Origin of the sequence: Martinezella tropici (genome assembly GCF_003287875.1) — a bacterium.
In the GTDB taxonomy this organism is placed as follows: domain Bacteria; phylum Pseudomonadota; class Alphaproteobacteria; order Rhizobiales; family Rhizobiaceae; genus Rhizobium; species Rhizobium tropici_C.
Map to the genome: position 1 here is coordinate 102421 of NZ_QMKK01000011.1, position 17579 is coordinate 119999.

Sequence of the window (17579 nt, forward strand, 5' to 3'; positions counted from 1 at the left end):
AGGAACTTTAACCTTTCGAGATCATTGTTGATGCCGGGGAAGCGATTCTCCGGCGTTTTTTATAGATAAGAACCAATTGTAGTTATGTTGCTCTGCAGCAAAAACTGCTAGGTTGGATCAGAGGAAGGATGAGGATCGCGCCCGAGAGCCGTATCCTCCTGCTGCACAGCGCGACCGGAGGAGCGCCGCAGCGAGGCAGCGACACGCAAGGCGCGTGCGCTTCAATGATTTAAGTGATTTGCGCGGCGAAATGCCCGTATCGCAAGAGGTAAAGCCCCCCATGTTTTATCAGTTTTACGAACTCAATCACGCCGCTCTCGCACCTTTTCGTGCCGCGGCGGACATGATGCGCCTGGCCTATTCCAATCCGCTTAATCCACTTTCGCATACGGCGTTCGGCCGCACCTTGACGGCCAGTCTAGAGGTTTTCGAGCGCACCACTCGGCGCTACGGCAAGCCGGAATTCGGACTTCCGGAGACGACGATCGACGACAAATCGGTCTCAGTGCATGAAAAGATTGTCTGGAAGAAGCCCTTCTGCAATCTCATCCATTTCGAGCGCAGCCTGCCCGCCGGCCACAGCGCCGATCCGCGCATCCTGATCGTCGCGCCGATGTCGGGCCACTATGCGACGCTGCTGCGCGGCACGGTGGAAGCCCTGCTGCCGGCCGCCGATGTCTATATTACCGACTGGATCGATGCCCGCATGGTGCCGATGACCGAAGGCACGTTCGATCTCGACGACTATATCGATTACGTCATCGAAATGCTGCACCATCTCGGGCCAGATACGCATGTCGTGGCCGTCTGCCAGCCCTCGGTGCCGGTCCTGGCCGCCGCTGCCGTGATGGAAGCGGCGGGCGATCGCCTGGCGCCGTCGTCGATGACGTTGATGGGTGGCCCGATCGATACCCGCATCAATCCGACCGCCGTCAACCAGCTTGCCAAGGAAAAGCCGCTGGAATGGTTTGCCGACAATGTCGTCATGAACGTGCCCTGGCCGCAGCCGGGCTTCATGCGGCCCGTCTATCCCGGCTTCCTGCAGCTTTCCGGCTTCATGTCGATGAATCTTGATCGCCATATGATCGCTCACAAGGACTTCTTCGTACACCTCGTCAAGAATGACGGCGAGCCGGCCGAGAAGCATCGCGATTTCTACGACGAATATCTGGCGGTCATGGATCTGACGGCGGAATTCTATCTGCAAACGGTCGATCAGGTCTTCATCAAGCATGCGCTTCCCAAGGGCGAGCTCATGCATCGCGGCGAACGGGTCGATCCCTCCGCCATCCGCAACATTGCGCTTCTGACTGTCGAAGGCGAGAACGACGATATTTCCGGTGTCGGCCAGACGCATGCGGCACAGACCATCTGCACCAATATCCCCGACCATATGCGCATGCACTATCTGCAGCCGGATGTCGGCCATTACGGAGTCTTCAACGGTTCGCGTTTTCGCCGCGAGATCGCGCCGCGCATTCTGGCCTTCACCCGCGAGCATGCCCGCACCGGCCGGCCGGTGGTCAAACGGGTCATCAAGGGCGGAAAATCCGCCTGAGAGACAGTAAAATCAAACGGATAGAGCGGTTCGGAGCTTCGTTGGAAGCCGAACCGCTTTTGCTGTGCAAACTATTAGCTTTTGTTGAATTATCCGCGCCGATTCAAACACTTGTCCGATTCCGCCTGGCGATCCCATTGAAGCCTCACGAAGAGGTTACCATCTCGATTCCGGCGGTACCGCAGAGATGATCGGGCCGTTTACCGCGCCGCGCGTCCTTGGAACGCGCTGAGATGCAGGTAGAGCTTTAAAAACCGCGCAGAAGCCTTTCCATCGATCGCTGTCGGTCGAGGGGCGATGCGCCGTGCGAGGATACCTGACAATGAACCAATCTGCATTGCTTCGCCCGGATTGGACTCCGGCTACTATTGCCTTGATGGTGCTTGGCTTCGTGGTCTTCTGGCCGCTGGGCTTTGCCATGCTCGCCTATATTCTCTTCGGAGAACGTTTGCGGGAATTCAAACGCGACGTGAACGAAAGGACCGATGGCATGTTTGCCGGCTGCGGCCGTCATCGCGGCCGTCACCGTCATTCCTTCTCCACCGGCAACGTCGCCTTCGACGACTGGCGCAAGGCTGAACTCGAGCGCCTCGAAGAGGAGCGCCGCAAGCTCGACGAGATGCGCGCCGAGTTCGACACCTATGTCCGCGAGCTGCGCCGTGCCAAGGATCAGGAGGAGTTCGACCGTTTCATGCGCGAGCGCAACAGCGTCAAGCGCAATGACAATGGCGGTTCGCCGACCGAATTCCAGACGCCGTGACGGAAGTTCCGTCGCGAGGTCAAAACCGGCATCAAACGATGCCGGTTTTTCTTTGCCAGAAATCCCTGCGAATCATATAAAACTGCCTCATGTTTCCGCTGCTCTCCAGATCCCGCAAATCGCAAGCCAAGCTGGCCGCGCCGGAAACGCGCACGCTCGATGTCGCCGGCCGGCTGATGCCGCTGACAATCCGTCAGCACGAGCGGGCCACGCGCATTACGCTCCGGATCGAGCCCGGCGGTAGGTCGCTGAAGATGACCATTCCACGTGGGTTGGCGGCACGCGAGGTCAATGCCTTCCTCGACCGGCACCAGGGCTGGCTGCTGACGAAGCTTGCAAAATTCTCCGTCGACACGAGTCTGCGCAGCGGCAGCGAAATCCTTCTGCGCGGCGTGCGCCACCGGATCGAGCATACCGGAACCCTGCGCGGCCTCACCGAAGCCATCGTCGTCGAGGGCGTTCCGGTGCTGCGCGTCAGCGGCCTGCCGGAACATGCCGGCCGCCGCATCGCCACTTTCCTGAAGAAGGAGGCTCGCGCCGATCTCGAAAAGCTTGTGGCTGTCCACGCCAGGGCCATCCGCGCCAGCGTCACGTCCATCACCATGAAGGATACCCGCAGCCGCTGGGGCTCCTGCTCCTCGCAAGGGAACCTGAGCTTCTCCTGGCGCATCGTCATGGCGCCGCCTTTGGTCATCGATTACCTCGCCGCCCATGAAGTCGCGCATTTGCGCGAAATGAACCACGGCCCGCGCTTCTGGGCCCTCTGCCGCAAGCTTTGCCCCGACATGGACGAGGCCAAAGCCTGGCTGAAACGCCATGGCAGCCAGCTGCACGCGATTGATTTTGATTGAACTGCATAATGGCGCGCAAGGCATTCGCGTATAGGCAGGTTGGACCCTCATCCGTCCTCTCACAGTTCGCTTCACTCAACTGTTCGAGTCCACCTCTCCCCGCCTCTCGACAAGCTCAGGACGGAGCGAAGGATTTGGCGCTGTCGTCCCCCTCTGCCCGTCAAAACGGGGAGAGGGCCGGGGTGAGGGGCACTTTCTATTTCATATGCGATGGCTCTGGAACACCGCAAAAATCCCGCTAACGTCGCCTTTAGGCTCGACTCTTGCGAAATTTCGTGTCACTCCGCTGCCATGAACCCCGATATCAAAATTTGTGGTCTGAAGACGCCGGAAGCGGTGGATCGTGCTCTTGAGCGCGGCGCCACCCATATCGGCTTTATCTTCTTTGAAAAGAGCCCGCGCTATATCGAGCCGGATCTCGCCGGTGAGCTTGCCGAGCGCGCACGCGGCAAGGCGAAGGTCGTTGCCGTTACGGTCAATCCGTCGAATGACGATCTCGACGAGATCATGTCGCTAGTGAAGCCGGATATGCTGCAGCTCCACGGCAATGAGAGCCCCGAGCGTGTCTTGACCATCAAAGCGGTCTATAATGTCCCCGTCATGAAGGCCATGTCGGTGCGCGATGCTGACGATCTGAAGCGGGTGGAATCCTATATCGGCATCGCCGACCGCTTCCTGTTCGACGCCAAGCCGCCTGTTGGTTCGGAGCTGCCGGGTGGAAACGGCGTGTCCTTCGATTGGAGCCTGATGAACTGGGTCGACGATCGCGTGGACTATATGCTGTCGGGCGGTGTCAACAAGGACAATGTCGCCGAGGCGCTAGCCTCCACCAGGGCCAGCGGTATCGATCTTTCCTCCGCGCTGGAAAGTGCGCCTGGTGTGAAGGATCTTGGCAAGATCGACCAGTTTTTCGACGCTTTTGCAGAAGCATGTCTGCCGGAACCGGCAGCAGGGAGTAGAAAGTGAACCAGACGCCTAAACCCAATTCCTTCCGCTCCGGCCCCGACGAGGACGGCCGTTTCGGCATTTACGGCGGCCGTTTCGTAGCCGAAACGCTTATGCCGCTGATCCTGGATCTGCAGGAGGAATGGGCGAAAGCGAAGGACGATCCGGCCTTCCAGGCGGAGCTGAAGGCTCTCGGCGCCCATTATATCGGCCGCCCGAGCCCGCTTTATTTCGCCGAGCGCCTGACGGCCGAGCTTGGCGGCGCCAAGATCTATTTCAAGCGTGAAGAGCTGAACCACACCGGCTCGCACAAGATCAACAACTGCATCGGTCAGATCCTGCTCGCCAAGCGCATGGGCAAGACCCGCATCATTGCCGAAACCGGCGCCGGCCAGCATGGCGTGGCATCGGCGACCGTTGCCGCCCGCTTCGGCCTGCCCTGCGTCGTCTACATGGGCGCGACCGATGTCGAGCGCCAGGCGCCGAACGTCTTCCGCATGAAGCTCTTGGGCGCCGAGGTCATTCCGGTAACGGCCGGCAGCGGCACGCTGAAGGACGCCATGAACGAAGCCCTTCGTGATTGGGTTACCAATGTCGAAGACACCTATTACCTGATCGGTACGGCCGCCGGCCCGCACCCCTATCCGGAAATGGTTCGCGATTTCCAGGCCGTGATCGGCACCGAAGCCCGAGCGCAGATCCTGGAAGCCGAAGGCCGCCTGCCGGATCTGGTCATCGCGGCCGTCGGCGGCGGCTCGAATGCCATCGGCATCTTCCATCCCTTCCTCGATGACGAGGGCGTCAAGATCGTCGGCGTCGAAGCAGGCGGCAAGGGTTTGCAGGGCGATGAGCATTGCGCCTCGATCACTGCCGGCTCGCCCGGCGTGCTGCATGGCAACCGCACCTATCTGCTGCAGGATGGCGACGGCCAGATCAAAGAAGGTCATTCGATTTCGGCTGGTCTCGACTATCCCGGCATCGGCCCGGAACATTCCTGGCTGAACGATATCGGCCGCGCCGAATATGTGCCGATCATGGACCATGAGGCGCTCGAAGCCTTCCAGATGCTGACGCGCCTCGAAGGCATCATTCCGGCGCTCGAGCCGAGCCATGCGCTCGCCGAAGTGATCAAGCGCGCCCCGAAGATGGGCAAGGACCAGATCATCCTGATGAACCTCTCCGGCCGTGGTGACAAGGACATCTTCACCGTCGGCAAGATTCTGGGAATGTGAGTTAGACGCCATGACCGCACGTATGGACAAACGCTTCGCCGCTTTGAAGGCAGAAGGCCGCCCGGCACTCGTCACCTATTTCATGGGCGGCGATCCCGACTACGAGACCTCGCTCGGCATCATGAAGGCGTTGCCGGAAGCCGGCGCCGACGTCATCGAACTCGGCATGCCCTTTTCCGACCCCATGGCTGACGGCCCGGCGATCCAGCTTGCCGGCCAGCGCGCCCTGAAGGCCGGACAGACGCTGAAGAAGACGCTGCAGCTCGCCGCCGATTTCCGTAAAGTCGATGCCGATACGCCGATCGTGATGATGGGCTATTACAATCCGATCTATATTTACGGCGTCGAGAAGTTCCTCGATGACGCGCTTGCCGCTGGGATCGACGGCCTGATTGTGGTCGACCTGCCGCCGGAAATGGATGACGAGCTCTGCATTCCGGCGATCCGCAAGGGCATCAACTTCATTCGCCTCGCAACACCGACCACCGACGATAAGCGCCTGCCGGCGGTTCTGAAGAACACGACCGGTTTCGTCTACTATGTCTCGATGAATGGCATCACCGGTTCGGCTCTACCGGATCCGTCGCTGGTTTCCGGCGCCGTCACGCGCATCAAGCAGCACACGGACCTGCCGGTCTGCGTCGGCTTCGGTGTCAAGACGGCCGAGCACGCCAAGCTGATCGGCGCTGCCGCCGATGGCGTCGTTGTCGGCACCGCGATCGTCAACCAGATCGCCACCAGTCTCACCAAGGACGGCAAGGCAACGGCCGATACCATCCAGGCCGTGGCCACCCTGGTGCGCGGTCTGTCGACAGGCACTCGTTCCGCCCGCCTTGTTGCCGCCGAATAGTTTCCCCATATAGGCCCTTCGGCAATCCGCTGCGGATTGAGGAAAAGGCCTATGGGCATTTGGTGACGACTGAGCTATCGATTAATTCGGTCGATTAGGAGTTTCGAATTGAACTGGATCACGAACTACGTCCGCCCGCGGATCAATTCCATGCTGGGCCGCCGCGAGGTTCCGGAGAATCTCTGGATCAAATGTCCGGAAACCGGCGAAATGGTCTTCCACAAGGATCTGGAAGAGAACAAGTGGGTTATCCCCGCATCCGGCTTCCATATGAAGATGCCGGCCAAGGCACGTCTTGCCGATCTCTTCGACAATGGCGAATACGAAGCCCTGCCGCAGCCGAAGGTCGCGCAGGACCCGCTGAAGTTCCGCGACTCGAAGAAATACACCGATCGCCTCAAGGATAGCCGCCTGAAGACCGAGCAGGATGATACGATCCTCTCCGGCCTCGGCAAGGTTCGCGGCTTGAAGCTCGTCGCCATCGTGCATGAGTTCAACTTCATCGGCGGTTCGCTCGGCATGGCAGCAGGTGAAGCCATCGTAAAGGCTTTCGAGCGCGCGATTGCCGAAAAATGCCCCGTCGTGATGTTCCCGGCTTCGGGCGGCGCCCGCATGCAGGAGGGCATCCTGTCACTGATGCAGTTGCCGCGCACGACCGTTGCCGTCGATTTGCTGAAGGAATCGGGCCAACCCTATGTCGTGGTTCTGACCAATCCGACGACCGGTGGCGTCACGGCTTCCTACGCCATGCTTGGCGATATCCATCTCGCCGAACCCGGCGCCGAAATCGGCTTTGCCGGCAAGCGCGTGATCGAGCAAACGCTGCGGGAAAAGCTTCCCGAGGGCTTCCAGACCTCGGAATACCTGCTGGAGCACGGCATGGTGGACATGGTCGTCAAGCGTCACGACATTCCGGACACTTTGGCGACGCTTCTGAGGATCCTGACCAAGGCGCCGGCAAACGACGTATCGGTCAAGAGCAAGAATGGCGCGGCACTGGCGATAGCAGCGAGCGCCTGACATCATCGATTGCCGACGGGCGGAGGTGCGGCATGACGTCTATGGATCAGTCCGCAATGAGCGAGGCAGCACGCGAGATAGAGAAGCTCATGGGGTTGCACCCCAAGGGCTTTGATCTTTCTCTGGAGAGAATAACAAGGCTGCTCGAAGTCCTCGGAAATCCCCACCAGAAATTGCCGCCGGTGATCCATGTTGCCGGCACCAACGGCAAGGGCTCGGTGACGGCCTTTTGCCGCGCGCTGCTCGAAGCCGGCGGCTATAGCGTTCATGTCCATACCTCGCCCCATCTCGTCAACTGGCACGAGCGCTACCGCATCGGCGTCAAGGGCGGCCGCGGCAGGCTTGTCGACGATACCGTGTTCGCCGATGTGCTGAGGCGTATCGCCAAGGCCAATGACGGGCAGAAGATCACCGTTTTCGAAATCCTGACAGCCGCGACCTTTCTCCTCTTTGCCGAGCATCCGGCCGATGTTGCCGTCATCGAGGTCGGTCTCGGCGGTCGCTTCGATGCCACCAATGTCATTTCCGATCCCGCCGTCTCGGTCATCATGCCGATTTCGCTCGATCATCAGCCCTACCTCGGCGATCGCGTCGAGCTGATCGCGGCCGAGAAAGCGGGCATCCTCAAAGCCGGCCATCCGGTCGTCATCGGCCATCAGGACTATGATGCCGCGCTCGATGTGCTGATCTCGACGGCCGAGCGGCTTCGCTGCCCGACGGCCGTGTTCGGTCAGGATTTTTCCGCCCATGAGGAATATGGCAAGCTGGTCTATCAGGACGAGTTCGGTCTGGCCGATCTGCCGCTGCCGCGCCTGCCGGGCCGTCATCAATATGGCAATGCCGCTGCCGCCATACGGGCGGTCAAGGCCGCCGGTTTCGTCGTCACCGAAGCGATGATGGAAAAAGCGATGACATCGGTCGAGTGGCCGGGACGCCTGCAGCGGCTGACGGATGGCGAGTTGCTACCGCATGCCCCCGAGCGTGCGGAAATCTGGGTCGATGGCGGCCACAATCCCGGCGCCGGCGAAGTCATCGCGGAGGCCATGGCCAATTTCGAGGAACGTCAGCCGCGGCCTCTGTTCCTGATCATCGGCATGATCAATACCAAGGATCCAGTGGGATACTTCAAGGCCTTTGCTGGCCTTGCGGAGAAGGTCTATTGCGTGCCGATCCGCGGCAGTGAAGCGATGATCGATCCGGTCATCCTGGCCAATGCCGCCTATGATGCCGGCCTCATAGGCGAGCCCATGTCTGATGTCGTCGAGGCGCTGGATGCCATCAAGGCCGTCGCAGTGCCGAACTCGTCAGCGCCGCGCATTCTGATCGGCGGTTCGCTTTATCTGGTCGGCGATGTGCTTGCGGATAACGGCACGCCGCCGCGGTGATTTTGGTCGGGTGGTCAACCATCCGCCCTCGTGCTTCGAGACGGCCTGGGGGCCTCCTCAGCATGAGGGCTAACCTTTGCGCCCAGCCGCTCCGGGCTCATTTCTTCGTTGCCTGTGCTTTGCCACGGCGACGAGCCTGCCCCATCCTTACCCTGAGGTGCGAAGCCTCGAAGGGCGAGGATGGCTCGCTCTCTCCGCACCAACAAAAAACCCCGCCGAAGCGGGGCTCTTGTTCCATGCGATCGATACGGATCAGGATGCGCTGGAAATCCAGCTCTGCAGGGCTGTCTTGGGGGCGGCGCCAACCTTGATGTCGGCAACTTCGCCGGCCTTGAACATGGCGAGCGTCGGGATCGAGCGAACGCCAAACTGGGCGGCCAGTTCCGGGTTCTCGTCGATGTTAAGCTTGGCAACCTTGACCTTGCCTTCGAACTGCACGGCGAGTTCTTCCAGAGCCGGGGCGATCATCTTGCACGGGCCGCACCATTCGGCCCAGAAATCAACGACAACAGGCTCTGCAGACTGCAGCACTTCAGTGGCGAAGTTGGAGGTATCGACTTTAACGGTAGCCATAGGCTGCTCCTTACCAGGATTTGCGGGTTGCAAGATATGTGATGGTGCGGTGCCCATATGTCAATATGTGGTATTTCACTTTGTCTCGAGCTCCGCAAGCGCCAATGCAAGCGCCCCGTCCGACAGCATGTAGATCGAGGCATTTTCGGTATAGACCAGCATGCAGTCGATGCGCTTTCCGGAGTAAAGCGGCGCAAGGATCTCGCGATAGATGGCAAGCTGTGCCTTATGCGCGAAGGGAATGGCGTTTTCCTCGTCAGGCGGCACGCGATTCGTCTTGTAGTCGAGAATGACGACACGGTCGTCGAGCACCGCGAGTCGGTCGATACGGCCAGAGACGGCATAGGACCGACTGCCGAGCTTTAGCGTGCCCATGATCGATACTTCGGCCTGCGCATGGGTGCTGAACGCGCCCTGCAGATCCGGATGCGACAGCAGCGCCATGACAGATTTTACCAGTGCCTCGCGCTCGGCCTGCGGCCAGAAGCGCGCGGCCCGTTCGGCATAGCGGCGGGCGGCATCGGCGCGCTCCTCGGGCGCGATCTCGGGCAAGGTCTGCAGCATCCGGTGAATGAAGCGGCCTTTCTGCAGGGCGCGGTCGGATTTCGCCTTCTCGCCGAAAAGCGCCGAAGTCACCAACAGATCGTCGGCTTCCTCATCGATGACGGTGCCGACGCCGGAGGGGCTGAGAGGCCGCGGCAGGCTTCTTTGCGGTGGTAGGGGGCGGTGGAGGCTGCCAGGCAGGCCAGCGCGTTCGGAACGCTTCTCATGCCCCTTAGCGGTCTCGAATTCGAGCTGGACCTGGGCAACCCGCCAGCTCAAGCCTTGCCAATCGCCATCAGGGCCGGTGAAAGTCTTCTGCGTGCAGCGCAGCTCATCGCCACGCAGGGCGGTTGAAATCATCGCATGCCAGGTATCGGCATTCTCGCGGACGCCACGGTAGCCGCAAATGATCAGCCGGTCGGCGGCGCGGGTCATGCCGACATAGAGCAGTCGGCGATATTCCTCCTCCGCCAGCGCCTGCAGCCGCGCCGTATCGGTCTGCGTCAGCGAATTGGCGAGCGCCGAGACTGGTACCCAGACCGGCAGCGGGATCTCATCTCCTCTGGTTTGGATCAGCCGCAACTTCGGCAGATGTGTGTGGGTGAAGGCCTTGCCGCCACCATCGACGAGAAAGACGATCGGCGCTTCCAGCCCCTTCGAGGCATGCACCGTCATGATTCGCACTTCGTTGCGGCCCTTGTCCTGCTCGCGCTTGACCGTCGGCGCTTCCAACTCCAGCGTCGAGATGAAGGATTGCAGGCCGGGCAGGCCGCTCGTCTCGTGATCGAGCGTGAAGGTCAGGAATTCGTCGAGGATATCGCTGACCTCCGTGCCGAGCCGTGCCAGAAACTTCCGTCTGCCGCCGAAGCTGCCGAGCACGCGCGCATAGAAATCGTGCACGGGCAGGCTCTTCGAGAGGGCAAGGAAAGTCTTCAGCCGTTCGACCACCTGGCTGAAACGGTCGTGGCCGTCGGTTGCAAATCTCTGCAGATGGCTCCAGACGCTTTCCTCGTCATCGCGATAGGCGGCAACGGCAAAGACATCTTCCTCGCTCAGATCGAACAATGGGCTTTTCAGGAGCGCACACAGCGAGAGATCGTCCTCCGGCAGCAACAGAAAGCGGCCGAGCGCCAGAAGATCCTGAATGGCGATATGGCTGGTCAAGACAAGACGGTCGGCACCGGCGACGGGAATGTTGCCGCGCCGCTTCAGGGCGCGGGTCAGCGCGTTGACGAAGCTGTCGCGCTTGCGCACCAGCACCAGAATGTCGCCGGCCTCGATAAAACGGGCCTTGCCCTTCTCGATAATTGTTTCCCGCCCGACGAGATTGCCGATCGTATGTGCCATCCGTCGTGCCAGAATGGCCGCGGGTGCGCTTTCCGGCGTCGAATCGAAAGGTGCCGTCCAGTCCTCTTCCTTGGCGGCCGGCTCTGGCGCGATTATCTCCCAGAGGTCAACGGCGCCGGGGTGGCCGATGCGGCTGGAGCGGTGCACGACAGGCTCGTTGACGGCGCTAAGCCCCCTGGCATTCTCCGCACTGGTGAAGACATGATCGACGGCGCCGAGCACATCGGCCGTCGAGCGGAAGGAGAGGGGCAGGCGGATCGACGAGAATTGCTGGCCGCTCGCCGCCACGCGCCGCCTTGTGCGGTCGCTCTCCTCCGAAAATCGTTCGGGACGGGCACCCTGGAACGAATAGATCGATTGCTTCTCGTCACCCACGGCAAAGATCGTGCGCAGCGTCGGCCGGGCGCTGTCACCGGAGAAGAAATCCTCCGCCAGCGACTGGATGACGCTCCACTGGATCGGGCTCGTATCCTGCGCCTCGTCGACGAGAATGTGATCGATGCCCTGATCTAGCTTGTAGTGGATCCACGGCCCGACATCCTTCTTGGTCAGAAGGTCGGCCGTGCGGGTGATAAGGTCTTCGAAATCGAGCTGGCTGCGCCGCTTCTTCAGCTCCTCATAGTCGCGATTCAGACGATCGGCGAGAATGAGCGCAGCATGGGTGGCCCGATACATCCGCATCAGCTTCAGCCGGTCGCGGCTGGCAACGACATGGGCGCGCGCCGCAGCCACGGCATCGGCGAGGGCAGGCGCATCGGCGAGCATTGCCTTGACGAAGAACTGGCTGTCCGATTTCGGTTCGCCCTTGGCGGTCAGCATGGCCTTCTCGAGGATCTCGGCGCGGGCAAGCGGATCTGCCTCGCGTTTGGCGAGGCGCAGCGCATAAGCAACTTCCTGAGCCTTGGCACCGCCCTTCTGGTCGGCGAGCGTGAGATAAAGCTCCAGTGTTGCGCCGGACAGATCGGGCAACGGCCAATACTGCTCGGCAATGCCCGTTTCTGTCTCTCCGGGCGTGAGGCCGAGCCGGGCAAGCAACGCAGCCTCGATGCCACCTTTGCGTTCGGCTGCTTCCATGAAACGACGGATCGCATTGCGATTGGCAACGATATCGCCGAGCAGGGTCTCGAGCCCGGACTCGTCGCCGAGATCGAGTACATAGTCGAACGCTCGCGCCAGTTCGGCATCGCCATGCGGTGTCGTTGCCGTCAGCAGCGCACGGCGGGCATCATCAAGCAGGACCTCGGCCGCTCGATCGTCGAGAACGGAGAAATGCCCGGCGACGTTTGCCTCGAGCGGGAACTGATGCAGCAAGGCTTCGCAGAAGGCATGGATGGTCTGGATCTTCAGTCCACCCGGCGTTTCCAGCGCCTTGGCAAAGAGCCGCCGCGCCTCGGCAAGCTTGAAGAGATCCGGCTCGTTGCCCTCGATATCGGCGATACGTTTCTTCAATTCTTCGTCAGGCATCGTCGCCCAGGCCGCGAGCCGGTCGAAGACGCGGTTCGACATTTCGGAGGCCGCGGCCTTCGTATAGGTGAGGCAGAGGATCGCCGAGGGCCGCGCGCCGGAAAGAAGCAGACGGATGACGCGCTGCGTCAGCACGTGCGTCTTTCCGGAGCCGGCATTGGCCGAAACCCAGGCTGAGCGTTCGGGATCGGAGGCGATGGACTGCTGGATGGTCGTCCAGCTGATCCAGACGCCGGGATCGTCGCTCTCGGGCAGGATGGCGATATCGTCGGCGGGAAAGTCACTCATCGCCGCCGCCTTCCTGCTCGGTCTCGGCCGTCGACCATTCCGAAACGCGGGCGAGATGATCGTAGTCACCGCCATATTCGAACTGCTGCGCCGGGATCAGCCGCGAGGAAAAGCCTTTCTCGCCCGATTGCAGCAGCGAGACGAATTTCACCAGCTGGTCCATCGATTCCTGCGCGAGATCCATAGCCGACTTCGTTTCCGTCTTGCCGCCGCGGCTGGAATGCTCGTTGTTGACCTGGTCGACCTTGAAACGATCGCCGGGCCGCAACCGCACATAAAGCAGGTTCTCGGGGATCAGTGCGCCGATATTGCGGAAGGCGCCTGCCTTCAGCGCATAGGCTTCCAGTGCCAGCTGCGGATCGAGCAGCGCGCGCGCTTGCGGCGGCGAGGGATTGTAGCCGGTCTTGTAATCGATGAGATCGGCGCCCTTGTCGCTCTTGATATCGATGCGGTCGGCAACGCCTGTGAGACGAATGCCGATATGCTCGATCTCGACGCCGGCAGGCACTTCCGTCGCAGTTTTGCGAACCACCGGCCGCCGTTCCGCTTCCCAATCAAGGAAGGCGCGCGCTACCTCGCGGAAACGTGGTCGCCAGACGCTGTCGATATGGACGGGCAGCCGTTCGGCGTCGAAAAGCTCGGCGATGATCCGATCCATGGCCAGCGCCGCATCCGGCGTACCGGCGATGTGTCCTTCCCGAACGAAGCGATCGATGATCTTGTGATAGAGCGTACCACGTTCGGCTGGGCCGGGATCGCGGTTGAACGGATCGACCGGATCGAGCCGCAGCACGCGCCGGGCATAGATCGCATAGGGATCGCGTCGCAGCCGGCCCACTTCGCTAAAGGAATAGCTCTTCGGCTGCAATTCTGCAGGCGGCTTCGGAGCCGGGCGCAGCGCCGGCGCCTGGTTTTCGCCGTCATCGATCATTGCAGCCCAATGGCGATACTGGTCGCCGCGCGCCTTCATGGCCTCTTCCAGCTCCCTGCCGCCGAGTGCGATCAGCCGCTGCAGCCAGCGGGATGCGACCGTCGGCGTCGAGCCCTGGCGCAGCGCGCGGGAATAGATCAGGTCGCGCGTTCCGTTCGCCATTTCGAAATCGTGCGCCAGCTGGCCGATGCGGCGCTCGGGCGGCTCCAGTCCGATCTCGGTTTTCATGCTGCGCGAAATGAAGGGATTGTTTGCCGTTTGCCCCGGCCAGGAACCCTCGTTCAACCCTCCAAGGATCAGCGTATCGACGCTCTGCAAGCGCGCTTCCAGCGTGCCGAAGATGAAGAGACGGGGATGGCTGAGCGCCCGCGGCTTCACCGCCTGTCCCACACCGAGCGCAGCCATGATGTCGATCCACTGCACGCCATCGGCTTCAAGCTGACCTTCGGTCTCGATGACATCCCGAAGCAGGCTGGCAAGCGTATCTCCCGCCTCGCCAGACCAGAGGCCTGCCAGGCTGCCGCGCTCGTCGACGGCCGCAGCTTCAAGGGCACGGCCCGTACGCTCGGCCCAATCCGAAAGTGTTAGGAGGCTCTCTGACGCGGGCAGGGACAGCGCCGATACCAGCGGTTCGCAGGCCGCAGTCACTCGCTGGGCTAGCGCCCGCGCATGCTCGATGGCCTCGGCCGGCAGCGCTTTGCGCCATTGCGGCGCATGGCGGTCATTTGCCTGTTCTGCCACGCGGTCGTCGAGCAGGGCTTCCAGCCTGCCGATGTCGATGTTGTCGACGCCGCCCCTGAGCGCGAGGATCTCCAGCGCATCGATGCCCGGCTGGTGTATTTCTGCTGGCAGGCCGAACAAAGCGAGGGGATGTTTGAGCAGTGAGACGACGGCAACGGGATCGCCGGGTCGAAGGGATGCTTCCAGTAGCAATTGCAGCAACGTGCCCTGTGGCGTTGCGTTCAGCGGCGTGCCGGCCGAATCGTCGGCGGTGATGCCGAAACGGGCAAGCTCGGCCGTCACGCGTCGGGCGAGATTGCGGTCGGGCGTGATCAAGGCCGCCTGGCTTTCACCGCCGTTGCGCCCCGGCTTGTCCAACGCCAGCCGCAAGGCGATGGCGATCGCGGTCGCCTCCTCGCGCTCATTAGCCGCTTCTATCAGCGCCACATCGGCGAATGCATCCGGGATTGCATCGGGAGCGAGCGTCTTGCGCCAGCCTCCCCAGCCGCTCGTCGCCTTGGCCGGCGCCAGGGCGCGCGACAGGATCTGCGCCCGCATCTGCATGGTATCAGCCGCATCCGCGACAGGTTCGACATCGCGTCGGGTGACGCGCAACCGCTTCAGGAGCAGGGAAAGACCATATTGCGGATGGCTGCGCGTCGTCGGGTCTGCCCTTTCGCTGATCGATGTTTCGGGCGCCACCAGCTGCCAATCCTCTTCCGGCATCGCAAGATCGAGGCCGGGCAGCACGATCACGCCTTGCGGCAGGGCCGCGACGGCCGCGATCAGCTCCGCCGTTGCCGGCACCGAGCCGGTCGAGCCTGCAACGATGACAGCCCCGGGGTGCCGCATGGTGGAGATCCGTTGCGCTTCGGCACGCAGGATGGCATTGCGGTTGCGGGCGGGCGACGATTTGCCGAGCTCTTCGAGGCGCGCCGGCCAGAAGGCGCTAGCAATCGCCAGGAATTCCGCCGTCAGCTGCCACCAGAGCGCATGATCCTCTGCGCTGAGGCTGGCAAGCTCGCTCCATTCACGATCCTCGGTCTCAAGCGAATCGATGAGTTCGGCGAGATTGCGGGCGAGCCATATGGCATCCGCCGGGCTTGCGGGCGCCACCAGCGGCGAGTCGGAGTGAATGTCGCGCACGATCTGCGGCAGTTTGTTGCGCCATGCAAGAATCAGCCGCGCCAGTTCCAAGAGCCGCGCCGTATTGGCAAGCGGCTGTGCCAGGTCGGCCGTTTCCGGCAGGGCTTCTTCGAAATAGCCGCTGTCGTCATCGGTTTCGCCGAGCGGGCGGATGACGGGCAGAATGGCGGAACGGCCGCCGAGCAGATCGACGAATTCCGACCGCAGTACGCGCGCCGCGCGCCGCGTCGGCAGGAAGATGCTGACCTTGGCGAGCGACAGCGGGTCGCTCGGATCATGGCGGAAATGTTCGGTCAACCGCCCGTCGCAGAGAGCGGACGCAAGGGTCTTCAGGAAGGGCAGGCCTGCCGGAATCGTCAGGATGCGCTGCCGGTGCCCGCCCGTCATAGGCTCACGCAAACGCCCGGAACGTCCGGATCGCTTCCTCCGCCTCGCCGATCGCCTCCGGCGTACCGACAGTCAACCAGTGACCATCCATCATGGTACCGTAGAGCCGGCCGCGCTCAATGGCCTTGTCGAAGTAGATATTGACGTTGAAGGCATCATCAGGCGCGTCATCGAGGAAGGAGGGGTTCATCGCGATTGCACCGGCATAAACGACGCCATCGCGTCCGACATCGCGGTAGCGGGCGAGCCTTCCGTCTTGCGCCATGGCGAAGTCATTCTTGCCATTATGGCCAGTGGTCCGTTCCAGTTCGACGCACAGCATAGCCATGTCCATGCGCTGTTCGTCGTAGAACCCGGCTAACTTTTCGAGATTGGTCGGGTGGCCTGGCTTCTCGCCGATCCAGAACAGATCGGCGTTCATGACGAACACCGGATCGCGGCTCAGAAGTTTCAGGCCCTTGACGAGGCCGCCGCCATTGTTCAGCAGCGCGTCCCGTTCGTCGGAAATCAGGATTTCAAGGCCGCAATAGCTGCGCAGATGCGCCTCCATCTGGTCGGCATGGTGATGGACATTGACGACAGCCCGCTCGACACCTGCCTGCACCAATGCATCCAGCGCGTAATCGAGCATCGCCTTGCCGGCGATCGTCACCAGCGGCTTCGGGATGGTGTCGGTGATCGGCCGCATGCGGGTTCCGAGCCCCGCCGCCAGTACCATGGCTTGCTTGATAGTCATTTCGTCTCGAACTTTCGATTCATATCTTCTTTCCATAGCACAAGGCCGGAAAGCCGTCGTGGGTCTTGGTTCACCGGGTTATTTCCGCTTCACTTCGCCGCCGATCCGCCCGTCAGACTGATCGCATCTGACCTAAGTACCCCATCGAAGGTGTTGTTGCGAAGTCAGTACCGATTTTTAGTGGATTGATACTCCACTTCTCGGCAAGCCGTGATGGATTATCCTCCGAGCCAAAAATCCAGCGGCTGTATAGGGGATCGGATGTTTTGCTGAGATACTCTGGTGTAAGCGCTGAAATTTCTGGCAGGCCGAGATCCATTTCATCTTGCGTTGTTGCGCCAAAATTCAGAGTAACTGTACCATCGGCGACGCTAAAAGCCCGCTCCATTGCGCCGTGGCGCGCACGTTGCCACACCTGGGCGTTGACCACTCGATAAGAGGCAAAGTACTGGGCTTCACCAAATCTATTCGATAGATCGCATAAGGTTTTCCGCAAAGCCTCACTATCACCATCAACGTTTAGCCCGGTGACAACGAGTGTCCAGCCATTGATGGGCGGGCATACAAAAACGGGAACTCCCTTCGGGGGATAGGCATGAGTTTCTTCGAGCCCTCGTCGCCATGTCGCAGCTTGCACCTGGGTTAGCCCGAGTTCATGAATGACCGCAGCCGTATCACTGGTGCTAATTGCCAACCAACCAGTCTTGTAGCCGAAGGGCTCTGGGTTATCGGGACTGGCCAAATCTTCTCCAAAACTGCGCTTTACCAAAAACATAAAGCCGGAGAGCCAAGCGATCGAGAACAACGTCCGGCGCCCTAAAAGCATGTCCTGATTTCGCCTAT

At 61.4% G+C, this 17579-nt stretch carries 13 protein-coding genes; 8 read left to right on the plus strand and 5 right to left on the minus strand.

Annotated elements, in window-relative coordinates:
• Nucleotides 1-280 precede the first annotated feature (280 nt).
• From phaZ to DQ393_RS00665, 8 genes are all read left to right on the plus strand, one after another.
• Nucleotides 281-1558, plus strand: a complete 1278-nt coding sequence (gene phaZ, locus DQ393_RS00630) for a polyhydroxyalkanoate depolymerase (RefSeq protein ID WP_112339895.1) — start codon at nucleotides 281-283, stop codon at nucleotides 1556-1558.
• Nucleotides 1559-1880: 322 nt separating this feature from the next.
• Entirely contained in the window at nucleotides 1881-2318 is a 438-nt protein-coding gene (locus DQ393_RS00635) for a DUF2852 domain-containing protein (RefSeq protein WP_112339896.1), read from the plus strand.
• A gap of 89 nt (nucleotides 2319-2407) precedes the next feature.
• Nucleotides 2408-3169, plus strand: a complete 762-nt coding sequence (locus DQ393_RS00640; RefSeq protein WP_112339897.1) for a M48 family metallopeptidase — start codon at nucleotides 2408-2410, stop codon at nucleotides 3167-3169.
• Nucleotides 3170-3460: 291 nt separating this feature from the next.
• Entirely contained in the window at nucleotides 3461-4135 is a 675-nt protein-coding gene (locus DQ393_RS00645) for a phosphoribosylanthranilate isomerase (RefSeq protein WP_112339898.1), read from the plus strand.
• Entirely contained in the window at nucleotides 4132-5346 is a 1215-nt protein-coding gene (trpB, locus tag DQ393_RS00650) for a tryptophan synthase subunit beta (RefSeq protein WP_112339899.1), read from the plus strand. Before DQ393_RS00645 ends, trpB begins: the two co-directional genes overlap by 4 nt.
• A 10-nt stretch (nucleotides 5347-5356) precedes the next feature.
• A complete protein-coding gene (gene trpA / locus DQ393_RS00655) occupies nucleotides 5357-6196 on the plus strand; it encodes a tryptophan synthase subunit alpha (protein ID WP_112339900.1) in 840 nt (279 codons plus the stop codon).
• Between the two features lie 108 nt (nucleotides 6197-6304).
• Nucleotides 6305-7216, plus strand: a complete 912-nt coding sequence (gene accD, locus DQ393_RS00660) for an acetyl-CoA carboxylase, carboxyltransferase subunit beta (protein WP_112339901.1) — start codon at nucleotides 6305-6307, stop codon at nucleotides 7214-7216.
• Nucleotides 7217-7272: 56 nt separating this feature from the next.
• Complete coding sequence (locus DQ393_RS00665; RefSeq protein WP_181592262.1) at nucleotides 7273-8601, plus strand: bifunctional folylpolyglutamate synthase/dihydrofolate synthase; 1329 nt, start codon at nucleotides 7273-7275, stop codon at nucleotides 8599-8601.
• 252 nt (nucleotides 8602-8853) lie between these two features.
• On the opposite strand, the gene trxA is transcribed toward DQ393_RS00665, so the two are convergent.
• The 5 genes from trxA to DQ393_RS00690 form a co-directional block, all read right to left on the minus strand.
• Nucleotides 8854-9174, minus strand: coding sequence for a thioredoxin (trxA, locus tag DQ393_RS00670; protein ID WP_112339902.1), 321 nt, complete (start codon nucleotides 9172-9174; stop codon nucleotides 8854-8856).
• 75 nt (nucleotides 9175-9249) lie between these two features.
• A complete protein-coding gene (addA, locus tag DQ393_RS00675; RefSeq protein ID WP_112339903.1) occupies nucleotides 9250-12816 on the minus strand; it encodes a double-strand break repair helicase AddA in 3567 nt (1188 codons plus the stop codon).
• The gene (addB, locus tag DQ393_RS00680; protein WP_112339904.1) at nucleotides 12809-16000 is read right to left on the minus strand and encodes a double-strand break repair protein AddB; all 3192 of its coding nucleotides are present in this window, start codon (nucleotides 15998-16000) and stop codon (nucleotides 12809-12811) included. Before addB ends, addA begins: the two co-directional genes overlap by 8 nt.
• A 4-nt stretch (nucleotides 16001-16004) precedes the next feature.
• Nucleotides 16005-16736 (minus strand): nucleotidyltransferase family protein, encoded by a 732-nt coding sequence (locus DQ393_RS00685; RefSeq protein WP_112339905.1) that lies wholly within the window; start codon nucleotides 16734-16736, stop codon nucleotides 16005-16007.
• A gap of 112 nt (nucleotides 16737-16848) precedes the next feature.
• On the minus strand, nucleotides 16849-17562 hold the full coding sequence (locus DQ393_RS00690; RefSeq protein ID WP_112339906.1) for a hypothetical protein: 714 nt from the start codon (nucleotides 17560-17562) through the stop codon (nucleotides 16849-16851).
• Between the last annotated feature and the right edge of the window lie 17 nt (nucleotides 17563-17579).